The sequence below is a fragment of the Kitasatospora sp. NPDC086009 genome, from assembly GCF_044540385.1.
Lineage (GTDB): Bacteria > Actinomycetota > Actinomycetes > Streptomycetales > Streptomycetaceae > Kitasatospora.
Genome location: NZ_JBITSA010000020.1, coordinates 1 through 13,032, shown reverse-complemented (window position 1 = coordinate 13,032; position 13,032 = coordinate 1). Strand labels below are relative to the sequence as shown.

General features: G+C 72.0%; 10 protein-coding genes. 9 read left to right on the top strand and 1 reads right to left on the bottom strand.

The window, feature by feature from the left end:
* Positions 1 to 6: 6 nt before the first annotated feature.
* Positions 7 to 1,659: a PucR family transcriptional regulator gene (locus ACIF6L_RS32585; protein ID WP_396491304.1), complete on the bottom strand. Its 1,653-nt coding sequence runs from the start codon at positions 1,657 to 1,659 to the stop codon at positions 7 to 9.
* A 422-nt stretch (positions 1,660 to 2,081) separates the two neighbouring features.
* Between ACIF6L_RS32585 and ACIF6L_RS32580 the strand changes: the two genes are divergently transcribed.
* The 9 genes from ACIF6L_RS32580 (at position 2,082) to ACIF6L_RS32540 (ending at position 12,728) form a co-directional block, all read left to right on the top strand.
* Positions 2,082 to 3,596, top strand: coding sequence for a gamma-aminobutyraldehyde dehydrogenase (locus tag ACIF6L_RS32580; RefSeq protein WP_396491305.1), 1,515 nt, complete (start codon positions 2,082 to 2,084; stop codon positions 3,594 to 3,596).
* Positions 3,597 to 3,658: 62 nt separating this feature from the next.
* Complete coding sequence (locus tag ACIF6L_RS32575) at positions 3,659 to 4,912, top strand: spermidine/putrescine ABC transporter substrate-binding protein (RefSeq protein ID WP_359807831.1); 1,254 nt, start codon at positions 3,659 to 3,661, stop codon at positions 4,910 to 4,912.
* 35 nt (positions 4,913 to 4,947) lie between these two features.
* Positions 4,948 to 6,090: an ABC transporter ATP-binding protein gene (locus ACIF6L_RS32570; RefSeq protein WP_329489794.1), complete on the top strand. Its 1,143-nt coding sequence runs from the start codon at positions 4,948 to 4,950 to the stop codon at positions 6,088 to 6,090.
* The gene (locus tag ACIF6L_RS32565) at positions 6,087 to 7,031 is read left to right on the top strand and encodes an ABC transporter permease (RefSeq protein ID WP_352291681.1); all 945 of its coding nucleotides are present in this window, start codon (positions 6,087 to 6,089) and stop codon (positions 7,029 to 7,031) included. Before ACIF6L_RS32570 ends, ACIF6L_RS32565 begins: the two co-directional genes overlap by 4 nt.
* Positions 7,031 to 7,834, top strand: coding sequence for an ABC transporter permease (locus ACIF6L_RS32560; protein WP_329489796.1), 804 nt, complete (start codon positions 7,031 to 7,033; stop codon positions 7,832 to 7,834). The genes ACIF6L_RS32565 and ACIF6L_RS32560 overlap by 1 nt, the downstream gene beginning before the upstream one ends.
* 80 nt (positions 7,835 to 7,914) lie before the next feature.
* Positions 7,915 to 9,309, top strand: coding sequence for an FAD-dependent oxidoreductase (locus tag ACIF6L_RS32555; protein ID WP_329489797.1), 1,395 nt, complete (start codon positions 7,915 to 7,917; stop codon positions 9,307 to 9,309).
* 275 nt (positions 9,310 to 9,584) lie between these two features.
* A complete protein-coding gene (locus ACIF6L_RS32550; protein WP_396491306.1) occupies positions 9,585 to 10,016 on the top strand; it encodes a hypothetical protein in 432 nt (143 codons plus the stop codon).
* 93 nt (positions 10,017 to 10,109) lie between these two features.
* Positions 10,110 to 10,994 (top strand): hypothetical protein, encoded by an 885-nt coding sequence (locus tag ACIF6L_RS32545; protein ID WP_396491307.1) that lies wholly within the window; start codon positions 10,110 to 10,112, stop codon positions 10,992 to 10,994.
* Positions 10,995 to 11,204: 210 nt separating this feature from the next.
* Positions 11,205 to 12,728 (top strand): CoA-acylating methylmalonate-semialdehyde dehydrogenase, encoded by a 1,524-nt coding sequence (locus tag ACIF6L_RS32540; RefSeq protein WP_329489800.1) that lies wholly within the window; start codon positions 11,205 to 11,207, stop codon positions 12,726 to 12,728.
* The last annotated feature ends 304 nt before the right edge of the window (positions 12,729 to 13,032 follow it).

Below are 13,032 nucleotides of genomic sequence, written 5' to 3'. Positions count from 1 at the left end.
CGCGGCTCAGCGGCGCACCGCGTCCAGCCCGAGCAGCGCGACGTGCAGCGAGAGGCAGGACTCCACCTGGTCGAGGTCGACGCCGAGGATCCGTTCGACCTTGTGCAGCCGGTCGTAGAAGGACGGCCGGGACAGGTGCGCGGCGTCGGCCGCCGCCGACTTGTTCCGGCCCTGCTCCAGGTAGATCCGCAGCATCTGCACCAACTGGGCGTTGTGCTCGGCGTCGTAGGCGAGCAGCGGGCCCAGCTCGCGTTCGACGTAGGTCTGCAGCCGGGCGTCGTCGCGCAGCAGGTGCAGCAGGCCGCGGAGCCGGACGTCGGGCAGCCGGTAGTACGCGGCCGCCCGGCCGCCGGGGGCGTCGTGCAGTGCGGCGTCGGCGACCTGGGTGGCCTCCAGCAGGGTGCGCCGGGCGTCGCGCACCGAGCCGACCGAGGAGCCGGCGGCGACCACCGGCGCCGGCGCGGGGGCGGCCTCCCGGTCGGCCTCCGCCGTCAGCCGGCGCAGCGCCGCGGCGAAGGCGTCCAGCGCGGCGTGCTCGTCCTGCTGGGCGGCGAGGGCGATCAGCACGCCGACGCCCTCGTCGTCCAGCGCGCCGACGAGCGCGGAGAGCCGGCAACTCCGGATCGCGGTGGCCGCCAGCTCGGTGAAGTCGCGCAGCCTGGCCTGGGCCTCCAGGGCGGCCGGGATCGGTCCGCGCCGCTGCCGCAGGACCACCCCGACCAGCCGGCGGCCCTCCAGCGGCACGCCGAGGGCCTGGGCGCGCAGCGCCACCTCGGAGACGGTCAGGGCATGGGTGAGGATGCCGGAGAGCAGCGTGCGGTGGGTCTGCCGCTCCAGGCTCTCGCGGTCGCGCACCACCAGCCGGTTGAGGGCGAGCGCGGAGGCGCCGCGCTCCAGCAGCATGGTGTGCGGGTGCGCGGTGCCCTCGGGCAGCGGCCCCGGGTCGGCGACCAGGACGAGCCGGCCCCAGTCCTGGCCGCGGGCGCCGACCGTGGTGACCAGCCAGCCGCTGCGCGGGTCGTGACCGGTACGGCCGGGCGGGCGGACCCCGCGCGAGCGGCGTTCCCAGTCCTCCAGCAGCTCGGTCTCGGGCCGGCCGGCGGTGTCGTGCGCCAGCACCTGGTGGGCGAGGTTCTCCAGCACCACCGGCCCGCCCGCCATCCGGCCCACCTGACGGACCACCTCGGCCGGCTCGGCGCCCTCCACCACAAGCTCGTTGAAGACCTGGTGGACCGCCTCCGAGATGCGCAGCTGCTCCAGCTGGGCGTTCACCACCAGGGCGTGCACGGCCTCGGTGACGGCGACGAAGCGCAGCTCGCGGCGGAGCGCGATCAGCGGGAGACCGCGCTGCTCGGCGGCGTGCACCAGGGCGCGGGGCAGCGAGTCGAAGTAGCGCCGGCCGAACTCGATGGCCAGGCCGGCCACGCCGACCTCGTCCAGCTCCCGCACGTACCGGGCCAGTCCCTCGCGGTCCTCGGGCAGCGCGATGCCGGTGGTCAGCACCAGCTCGCCGCCCTGGAGCACCCCGGCGACGTCGGGCAGTTCGCTGACGTGGACCCAGCGGACCGGGCGCTCCAGGTGGTCGGTGCCGGCGACGACCTGGGGGAGGCCGCGCCGCATCACCTCCAGGTCGAGCACACGGGCGACGGTGGGGAGCATCGCGGGCCTCCAGGGTTCAGAGTGTCAGGTAAATCATCGCGCGCGGCGACGAACTGTCGCCCTGCCGGAACCCTTGCACCCTGTAAGGCCCTGCGCGGCTAGCTTTCCGGGGTGACCCTTGTCACGCCCCGGCGGCACCGGGCATGGTCAGCGGGTCGGCTGTGGCGAAAGACGACACAACCGCGGGAATCCGTCGCGTGACCGGAAAGCAACACCGGAATCCCTTGCCGGGGTCACGCCCGGCTGTCAGGATCGCGCATCCCGGTGACCGACCGGGCCGGTTTCCCCCGCACCGAGGACGCGGCGACTCGACCAGTCGTACGACGCCGGTGCGGTCCCCCGCCCGCCGGCACCTGCACCATGGCGGATCAGGCGGTCTTTCGCCTTGCGGGCAGTCGAACCACCGGCACTTGGAGGAACAGATGGACCTGACCGACTTCGGCGCGGGCGCGCAGTACATCGCCGGCCGGCAGAGCCGGGGGAGCGGCGAGCCCTTCCAGGTCGTCAACCCGGCGGACGGCAGCGTGGTCGAGCAGATCTCCCTCGCCTCCACCGAGCAGGTCGACGCCGCCGTGGCCGCCGCCCGCGCCGCGCTGCCCGAGTGGGCCGGCGCCACCCCGGGCGCCCGCTCGGAGGCGCTGACCAGGCTCGCCGCCGTGCTCACCGAGGCCGGCGCCGACCTCGCCCGGGTGGAGTCCGCGCAGACCGGCAAGCCGGTCAAGCTCTCCACCGAGTTCGACGTCCCCGGCACGATCGACAACGCCGCCTTCTTCGCGGGCGCCGCCCGCAACCTGGAGGGCAAGGCGGCCGGCGAGTACTCGGGGGACCACACCTCGTACGTGCGGCGCGAGCCGATCGGCGTGGTCGGCTCGATCTCGCCGTGGAACTACCCGCTCCAGATGGCCGCCTGGAAGATCCTCCCGGCGATCGCGGCGGGCAACACCATCGTCCTCAAGCCGGCCGAGTTGACCCCGCTGACCTCGGTGATGTTCGCCCGGGCCTGCACCGCGGCCGGCATCCCGGACGGCGTGGTCAACGTGGTCACCGGCGCCGGGCGCACCGCTGGCGAGCGCCTGGTCGCGCACCCGGACGTCGCGATGGTCTCCTTCACCGGCTCCACCCCGGTCGGCCGACGGGTCGCCGAACTCGCCACCGCGACCGTCAAGCGCACCCACCTGGAGCTGGGCGGCAAGGCCCCGTTCGTGGTCTTCGACGATGCCGACCTGGACGCCGCCGTGCACGGAGCGGTCGCCGCCTCGCTGATCAACAGCGGCCAGGACTGCACCGCCGCCACCCGCGCGTACGTGCAGCGGCCGCTCTACGACGCCTTCGTGGCGGGCGTCGCCGACCTCTACCGCACGATCCGGCTCGGCGACCCGCTGGACCAGCGGACCGACCTCGGCCCGCTGGTCTCCCACACCCACCGCGACCGGGTGGCCAGCTTCGTCGAGCGGGCCCGCGGGTACGGCGCCACCGTCGTCACCGGCGGACACGCCCCCGACAAGGGCCACGACGGCACCGACCTCACCCGCGGCGCCTACTACCTGCCGACCCTCGTCACCGACGCGGCGCAGGACAGCGAGATCGTCCAGGGCGAGATCTTCGGCCCGGTCCTGGTCGTGCTGCCCTTCGACGGCGACGACGAGGGGCTGCGGCTGGCCAACGACACCCCGTACGGCCTGGCCGCCTCGGCGTGGACGAGCAACGTGCACCGTTCGCTGCGCGCCACCCGGGAGATCGCGGCGGGCTGCGTCTGGGTCAACGACCACATCCCGATCATCAGCGAGATGCCGCACGGCGGCTACAAGTCCTCCGGTTACGGCAAGGACATGTCGCAGTACTCGCTGGACGAGTACACGCAGGTCAAGCACGTCATGTTCGACACCACGGCGGTGGCCCGCAAGGACTGGCACCGCACCGTCTTCGGAGACAGATAACCCCTCCCAGGGGCGTTCCCCCACCGCCCCGACCCGACCTCTCCCCCCAGGAGGCCCGTTCCATGGTGTTCAACGAGCTCACCGACGGTCTGCCCGAACCGGTCCGCAGGGCCTGGGAACGCAGTCTGACCAGTGGCCGGGCCGCCGTCGGCAGGCGGACCCTGCTGCGCGCCGCCGCCCTCACCGCCGGTGCGGGCACGCTGGCCGCCTGCGGCATCCCGGCGGCGGGCACCGCCGGCACCGGGGACTCCACCGCGAACGCCGCCCCCGACCTGTCGGAGGGCGAGCGGGAGGTGAGCTTCTCCAACTGGCCGCTCTACATCGACACCGACGAGAACGACCAGGAGAAGCACGGCTCGCTGGAGGCCTTCACCGCGGCCACCGGGATCAGGGTCAAGTACGCCGAGGACATCAACGACAACGTCGAGTTCTTCGGCAAGGTCAAGCCACAGCTCGCGGCCGGCCAGGACACCGGCCGCGACCTGATGGTGCTCACCGACTGGATGGCCGCCCGGCTGATCCGGCTCGGCTGGGCGCAGAAGCTCACCCCGGCCAACGTCACCACCGCGATCACCAACGTGGACTCCCGCTTCCGCGCCCCCGACTGGGACCCGGGCCGGCTCTACTCCTACCCGTGGGCCGGCATCCAGGTCGTGATCGCGTACAACCGGAAGGCGACCAGGGGCAAGGAGGTCACCAGCGTCGCCCAGCTGCTGGAAGACCAGGACCTCAAGGGCCGGGTCACCTTCCTCTCCGAGATGCGCGACAGCGTCGGGATGACCCTGCTGGACATGGGCAAGGACCCGGCGAAGTTCACCGCCGACGACTACGACGCGGCGATCGCCCGGCTGCAGAAGGCGGTGGACGGCAAGCAGATCCGCCGCTTCACCGGCAACGACTACGGCCAGGAGCTCTCCTCCGGGGACATCGCGGCCTGCGTCGCCTGGGGCGGCGACCTGATCCAACTCCGCGCCGACAACCCGGACATCGAGTTCGTCGTCCCGGAGCAGGGCTTCGTCTACGGGACCGACAACATGCTCGTCCCGGCCAAGGCCCGGCACAAGGCCAACGCCGAGAAGTTGATCGACTTCTACTATCAGCCCAAGATCGCGGCGCAGCTGGCCGCGGGCATCGGCTACGTCTCCGCCGTCACCGGGATGGAGAAGGAGCTCGCGGCCATCGCCCCGGACACCGCGGCCAACCCGCTGGTCGTCCCCACCCCCGAGATGGCGGCGAAGGCGCACGTGTTCCGCAGCCTGACCGAGGCCGAGGAGAGCTCCTTCGAGGAGAAGTTCTCCAAGCTCATCGGCGCCTGACCCCCTGACGGCAGAGAACCAGAGAGACACCACCCATGACTGAGCAGCTGCGCTCCGCGGCCACCGGTGGCGACGTCCGCCTCACCGGCATCGGCAAGACCTACGGCGCCTTCACCGCCGTCCACCCGCTCGACCTGACCGTCCCACAGGGCTCCTTCTTCGCCCTGCTCGGCGCCTCCGGCTGCGGCAAGACCACCACCCTGCGCATGATCGCCGGGCTGGAGGAGCCCACCAGCGGCACCGTCCTGATCGGCGGCCAGGACGTCACCGCGCTGCCCCCGTACAAGCGCCCGGTGAACACCGTCTTCCAGAGCTACGCGCTCTTCCCGCACCTCGACATCTTCGAGAACGTCGCCTTCGGCCTGCGCCGGCGCGGCAAGAAGGACGTCAAGAAGCAGGTCGACGACATGCTGGAGCTGGTGGAGCTCGGCCAGTACGCCCGCCGCAAGCCGCACCAGCTCTCCGGCGGCCAGCAGCAGCGCGTCGCCGTCGCCCGCGCCCTGATCAACCACCCCCAGGTGCTCCTCCTCGACGAACCGCTCGGCGCCCTCGACCTCAAGCTCCGCCGCCAGATGCAGCTGGAGCTCAAGCGGATCCAGACCGAGGTCGGCATCACCTTCGTCCACGTCACCCACGACCAGGAGGAGGCCATGACGATGGCCGACACCATCGCGGTGATGAACGGCGGCCGGGTCGAGCAGCTCGGCGCCCCCGCCGAGCTCTACGAGAACCCCGCCACCACCTTCGTGGCCAACTTCCTCGGCCAGTCCAACCTGCTGCCCGCCGACGTGACCGGGCAGCAGGGCGGCGACCTCCTGCTCAGCGCCGCCGGCGCCCGGCTCTCCGTGCCGAAGGCCCGGTGCGCCGCCGACGCGAGGAAGGTCCACCTCGGCGTCCGGCCGGAGAAGATCACCATCGAGCACTCCTCCGCCGAGGTCGCCGACGGCCGCAACCGGCTGGGCGGCACCGTGGTCGACTCCAGTTTCATCGGCGTCTCCACCCAGTACCTGGTGCGCACCGACGGCGGCCAGGAGGTGACCGTCTTCGAGCAGAACATGGAGCGCGACACCCGGATCGTCCCCGGTGCGCCGGTCGTCCTGCACTGGAACCCGGCGCACTCCTTCGCCCTGGACGCCGCCCAGGCGATCGACGCGGGCACCGGGGAGGAGGCGGCATGACCACCACCACCGCCGTGGCGCCGCCGCAGGCCGTACCCCCCGACGGCGGCCCGCTGCCCGGACCGGCCGCGCGGCCCAGGCGAAAGCTCACCCCGTACTGGCTGCTGCTGCCGGGCATAGCCTGGCTGGTCGTCTTCTTCGCGGTGCCGATGGTCTACCAGGCCTCCACCTCGCTGCAGACCGGCTCGCTGGAGAGCGGCTTCAAGGTCACCTGGCACGTCGCCACCTACTGGGACGCCCTGGTCGAGTACCGCTGGCACTTCGTCCGCTCGTTCGGCTACGCGGCCACCGCCACGCTGTTCTGCCTGGCCATCGGCTACCCGCTCGCCTACACGATCGCCTTCAAGGCGAGCAAGCGCTGGCGCAACGTCATCCTGATCCTGGTGATCGCGCCGTTCTTCACCAGCTTCCTGATCCGCACGCTGGCCTGGAAGACGATCCTCTCGGACGGCGGCCCGGTGGTCGGCGCGCTCAACGCGCTGCACGTCCTGGACCTGACCAGCGCCGTCGGCCTCACCTCCGGCGACCGGGTGCTGGCCACGCCGCTCGCGGTGGTGTGCGGCCTGACCTACAACTTCCTCCCGTTCATGATCCTGCCGCTCTACACCTCGCTGGAGCGGATCGACCCGCGCCTGCACGAGGCGGCCGGAGACCTGTACGCCCGCCCGTTCACGACCTTCCGCAAGGTGACCTTCCCGATCTCGCTGCCCGGCGTGGTCGCGGGCACGCTGCTCACCTTCATCCCGGCCTCCGGCGACTACATCAACGCCCAGCTGCTGGGCTCGCCGAGCGAGCAGATGGTCGGCAACGGCATCCAGAAGCAGTTCCTCAACGTGCTCGACTACCCCACCGCGGCAGCGCTGAGCTTCATCCTGATGGCCCTGATCCTGGGGATGGTGACGGTCTACATGCGCAAGGCCGGGACGGAGGAACTGGTCTGATGTCCCGAGTGATCAAGTGGATCCGGGCCCACCTGGTGGTGCTGGCCGGCCTGCTGGCCCTGGCCTACCTGGTGCTGCCCAACCTGGTGGTCCTGGCCTTCTCGTTCAACAAGCCGGTCGGCAAGTTCAACTACGAGTGGTCCGAGTTCTCCACCGACGCCTGGACAGATCCCTGCGGTGTGGCCGACATGTGCCAGTCGCTGTCGCTGAGCCTGGAGGTCGCGGTGCTCGCGACCGTCGGCGCCACCGTGCTCGGCACCATGGTCGCCTTCGCGCTGGCCCGCTACCGCTTCCGCGGCCGCTCCGCCACCACCGCGATGATCTTCCTGCCGATGGCCATGCCGGAGGTGGTGATGGCCGCCTCGCTCGGCACGCTCTTCCTCAACATGCGGATCCCGTTCGGCTTCACCACGATCCTCATCGCGCACATCATGTTCTGCCTGAGCTTCGTGGTGACGGCGGTCAAGGCGCGGGTGATGAGCATGGACCCGAGGCTCGAACAGGCCGCCCAGGACCTCTACGCGACCCCGACCCAGACCTTCCTGCGGGTCACCCTGCCGCTGGTCGCCCCCGGCATCGCCGCCGGCGCGCTGCTCAGCTTCGCGCTCTCCTTCGACGACTTCATCATCACCCAGTTCAACTCGGGCCCGACCACGGTCACCTTCCCGATGTTCGTCTGGGGCGCCTCGCAGCGCGGCATCCCGGTGCAGGTGAACGTCATCGGCACCGCGATGTTCATCGCCGCGGTGGTGCTGACCGTCGCCGGTCAGTGGCTCGGGAACCGCCGGAAGGCCACCGCCTGACCGGCACCGCCGGCGCCCCCGACGTAGCGTCGGGAGCGGCCGACAACCATCATCGATGTGCAGAAAGTGGCTGATAATGCATGGACTCCGCCCGCGCGCTCAGTGACGCCAGGCCCACCCCCTTCTGGCTGGAGGACCCGGGCCGGCCGGCGGCGCTGCCCGCCCTCGTCGGCGACACCACCTGCGACCTGCTGGTCGTCGGCGGCGGATACTCCGGCCTCTGGACCGCCCTCGTCGCCAAGGAGCGCGACCCCTCCCTGGACGTCGTCCTGGTCGAGGGCAACGAGGTGGGGTGGGCCGCGTCCGGGCGCAACGGCGGATTCTGCGCGGCCAGCCTGACCCACGGTTTCGGCAACGGGCTGCAGCGCTGGCCCGCCGAACTCGCCCAGCTCGAACGCCTCGGCGCGGCCAACCTGGACGGCATCGAGGCGACCATCGCGCGCTACGGGATCGACGCCGAGTGGGAGCGCACCGGCGAGATCGACGTCGCCACCCAGCCCCACCAGCTCGCCGAGCTGCAGGAGGTCGCCGAGGCGGTCGCCGAGTACGGACTCGACATCACCGTGCTCGACCGCGACGAGCTGCGGGCCGAGGTCGACTCGCCGACCTTCCTCGGCGGGCTCTGGGACAAGGAGGGCGTGGCGATGGTCCACCCCGCCAAACTCGCCTGGGGCCTCAAGGACGCCTGCCTCTCCCAGGGCGTGCGGATCTTCGAGCACACCCGGGCGACGGACCTCAGGGAGCACGGCGGCGGCATGGCCGTCCGCACCCCGTACGGACGGGTCTTCGCCCGCCGGGTCGCGCTCGGCACCAACGTCTTCCCGTCGCTGGTCAAGCGGGTCCGCCCGTTCGTCGTCCCGGTGTACGACTACGCGCTGATGACCGAGCCGCTCAGCGCCGAGCAGCTCGCCGCGATCGGCTGGAAGGGGCGGCAGGGGCTCGGCGACAGCGCCAACAAGTTCCACTACTTCCGGCTCTCCGCCGACAACCGCATCCTCTGGGGCGGCTACGACGCCGTCTACCACTACGGCGGACACGTCCGGCACGAGTACGACCAGCGGCCGGAGACCTTCCGAACCCTGGCGCACAATTTCTTCCGCTGCTTCCCGCAGCTGGAGGGGCTGCGCTTCACCCACGCCTGGGGCGGCGCGATCGACACCTGCAGCCGGTTCTCGGCGTTCTTCGACACCGCGCACCGCGGCCGGGTCGCCTACGCCGCCGGGTACACCGGGCTGGGGGTGGGCGCCACCCGGTTCGGCGCCGAGGTGATGCTCGACCTGCTGGCCGGGGAGCGCACCGAGCGCACCTCGCTGGAGATGGTCCGCTCCAAGCCGCTGCCGTTCCCGCCCGAGCCGGTGCGCTGGGCCGGCATCGAGCTCACCACCCGCTCGCTGGAGCGCGCCGACCGGACCGGTGGGCACCGCAACCTCTGGCTGCGCACCCTCGACCGGATGGGGCTGGGCTTCGACAGCTGAGCGGCCGCCCCGACGGCCTTCCGCGCCGATCACCGGCTGATCCGGTGGTCGGCGCGGAGAATCCGCCGAGCCGAGCCGAGCTGATCCGAGCTGATCCGAGCTGAGCCGAGCCGAGCTGATCCGAGCCGAGCAGAGCCGAGCCGATCCATCCGTTCGGCGAGGTGATCGCGCTATCCGTGTAAGAGAGACCCGCCGTCCGCCTCTCGTTGGTGACGGCGGGTCTCGGTTTCCCGCCGCGCCACGATCAGCAGCGCGCTGAGAAACGGGGACAGGACATGGAGAGCACCGGACTGCACTGGCTCGCCCAGGCGGCACCGGACCCGGACGCCTTCCGGGAACAGTGGGAACGCAGCGGGCTGGGCCTGATGCTGCTGCCGGCCGGCCGGCGCTGGGACGTCCTCTCGGTACCCGGCCGGCTCGGCCGTCCCGTCATCGACATCCTCGACTCCCGATCCTGCGGGCCGGTGCTCGGCGACTCCGCCGGCGAGAGCGTCGGCTTCCTCGTCCCCGTCGGCACGGCCGCGCGCTGGGTCGGGACGGGCGTCCGGTGCGCCGGCGAAGGCACCTGGATCGTCGTACCGCACCCCGAACGGCGCAACCGCGGCGTGTGCTGGCTCGTCCCGCCCGACGGCTCCGGACGGCTCAACGACCCGGTCGTGCTGGAACTCGCCCTGCACGAGGCCGCCGCCCGGCTCAGCGATTGGTGACGCCGCCGCGGCGCCGGAGCCGGGGCGGCCGCCCGGACGCGGCCCGGCGCACGGCCCGGCGCACGGCCCGGGCGGCCGCGCCAGACTGGGAGGATGACCACCGCCCCGGACGCCGTCGACCCCTTCCTCCGCCCCGGCCGGGCGCAGTTGCGGCTCGCCGAGCCGGCCCGGCCCGTCTGCGACCGGCTCGGGCTCGCGCTCGCCGGTGGGCACGCGCTGCGCGCCCACGGGGTGCCGGCCTGCGCCCAGGACGGGCTGACCCTGGTGGCCGACGGCGGCACCGATCTGCCGCAGGCCGCCGCCGAGCTGGCCGCCGCCTACCGGGCGGCGGGCGGCGGGGTGGCCGAGCGCCCGGGCACCCCGCGCCTGGAACAGCTGTCCGTCCGGCTGACGCTCGGCGGGCGGTCGCACACGGTGGAGCTGCGCAAGGAGCCGCTGGGCCACCGCCCGGTCCGCCTCGACCTCGGCGCGCCGGCGGTCGGCGAGCCCCCGCTGACGATGACCGTCGTCGCCCTGGAGGACGCGGCCGGACTCGCCACCGCGCTGCTCGCCGACCGGGGCCTGCCCCGGGACCTGCTCGACGTGCACGCCCTGACCGCCTGGTACCGGGAGGGGGAGCTGCTCGCACTGGCCACCGCACTGGACGCGGACTTCCAGCCCGCCGTCCTCGCCGACCGGCTGGAGACGCTGGCCGACGCCGCCGACGGACGGTTCCGGGCCCGGGGAGCGGCGGGCGGCGCGGTGGCCGGGCTGAAGCGGTGGGCGCTGGCGTGGTCGCAGGACCTCCGCCTCGACCTGCTGGAGACCCAGGAGGCCGCGGACGGATTGCACGATCCGTACCTGGAGGACGTCGAGGCCCAGGAGGACCCGGAGGTCGAGGACGACGTCGAGGCGGCACCGGTCGAGGACGCGGCGGGCGCGCGGTCGGCCGGTGCCCGGGAGGCGGCGGACGGGGCGACGGGGTCCGGTGGGGCCTGAGCTTCGCCCGTCCGGCCGATACGGCCGACGACCTGTAAGGCTGAATCCCGGATCCCCGTCAGCCTGTTCGTTGAGGCGGGCGGTGACGGCCAGCAGACTGGGTGATGAGCGCGGTAGCCCCGTGATCCCGTCGCCCGGCCCTCTCGCGGGCGGCGCCACACAAGGGACCGGCGGCAGGACGCCGCCCGGGACTTCGGAGGCAGACGGACCATGAGCAAGCACATCATTCACTGGATCGGTGGCCGGCCGGTCGCCACCGCCGGCGCCGCACCCCGCCGCGGTGACCTCTTCGACCCGGCCACCGGCCAGGTCTCGGGTCACGTCGACTTCGCCGGGATCGACGAGGTCGACCAGGCGGTGGCCGCCGCCGCCTCGGCCTTCGTCGAGTGGCGCAACGCCTCGATCGCCAAGCGCACCACGGTGCTCTTCAACTTCCGCGAGCTGCTCAACGCCCGCCGGGACGAGCTGGCCGCGATCATCGTCGCCGAGCACGGCAAGGTGCACTCCGACGCGCTCGGCGAGATCGCCCGCGGCCTGGAGGTCGTCGAGTACGCCTGCGGCATCCCGCAGCTCGTCAAGGGCGGCTTCACCGAGCAGGCGTCCACCGGCATCGACGTCTACTCGATCCGCCAGCCGCTCGGCCCGGTGGCCGTCATCTCGCCGTTCAACTTCCCGGCGATGGTGCCGATGTGGTTCTTCCCGATCGCGATCGCGGCCGGCAACACCGTCGTCCTGAAGCCGTCCGAGAAGGACCCGTCCGCCGCCAACTTCCTGGCCGAGCTGTGGAAGGAGGCCGGGCTGCCGGACGGCGTGTTCAACGTCGTGCACGGTGACAAGGTCTCCGTCGACCGCCTGCTGGAGCACCCCGACATCAAGTCGGTCAGTTTCGTCGGCTCCACCCCGATCGCCCGCTACGTCTACGAGACCGGCACCCGCTACGGCAAGCGCGTGCAGGCGCTCGGCGGCGCCAAGAACCACATGCTCGTCCTGCCGGACGCCGACCTGGACCTCAGCGCCGACGCGGCCATCAACGCCGGCTTCGGCGCGGCCGGCGAGCGCTGCATGGCCATCTCGGTGCTGGTCGCCGTCGACCCGATCGGCGACGAGCTGGTCGACAAGATCAAGCAGCGGATCGCCAACCTGAAGGTCGGCCCGGGCTGCAACGGCGACTCCGAGATGGGCCCGCTGGTCACCGGCCAGCACCGGGACAAGGTCACCTCCTACGTCGAGTCCGGTGTCGCCGACGGCGCCGAGCTCGCGGTCGACGGCCGCAAGCACCCGATCACCGCCGAGGACCGCAACGGCGCGCCGACCTCGGACGGCTTCTGGCTCGGCCCCACCCTGTTCGACCACGTCAAGCCCGGCATGTCCGTCTACAACGACGAGATCTTCGGCCCGGTGCTGTCGGTCGTGCGGGTCTCCTCCTACGAGGAGGGTGTGGCGCTCATCAACGCCAACCCCTACGGCAACGGCACCGCCATCTTCACCAACGACGGCGGTGCGGCCCGGCGCTTCCAGTACGAGGTGGAGGTCGGCATGGTCGGCATCAACGTGCCGATCCCGGTGCCGGTCGCCTACTACTCCTTCGGCGGCTGGAAGTCCTCGCTCTTCGGCGACGCCCACGCGTACGGCCCGGACGGCGTGCAGTTCTTCACCCGCGGCAAGGCCGTCACCCAGCGCTGGCTGGACCCCTCGCACGGCGGCATCAACCTCGGGTTCCCGACCAACAGCTGAGCCCCCGCCGCACTGCCGCCGCCGGCCGGACCCCTCTCCCCGGGGTCCGGCCGGCGGCTGTTTGCATCGCCCGGCCCGGCGGCGTAGTGTTCTCTAGTCGCTCGGCTGGGAGCACCGGACACGTGTCTACGCGGACGGTCCCGGAGCGGCCAATCCCTTGAAACATCACCTCCCGGTTCGGGCTGGGTTGTGCTTTGTCATTTCGACGGCAGGCACGGCTCATGCCTTATTCGGTGTGCCTGTTTATATGGATTGCGGCCGGATTCGCCTTTCGGGGCGGGGATCGGCTAGAGTTTGAAACGTC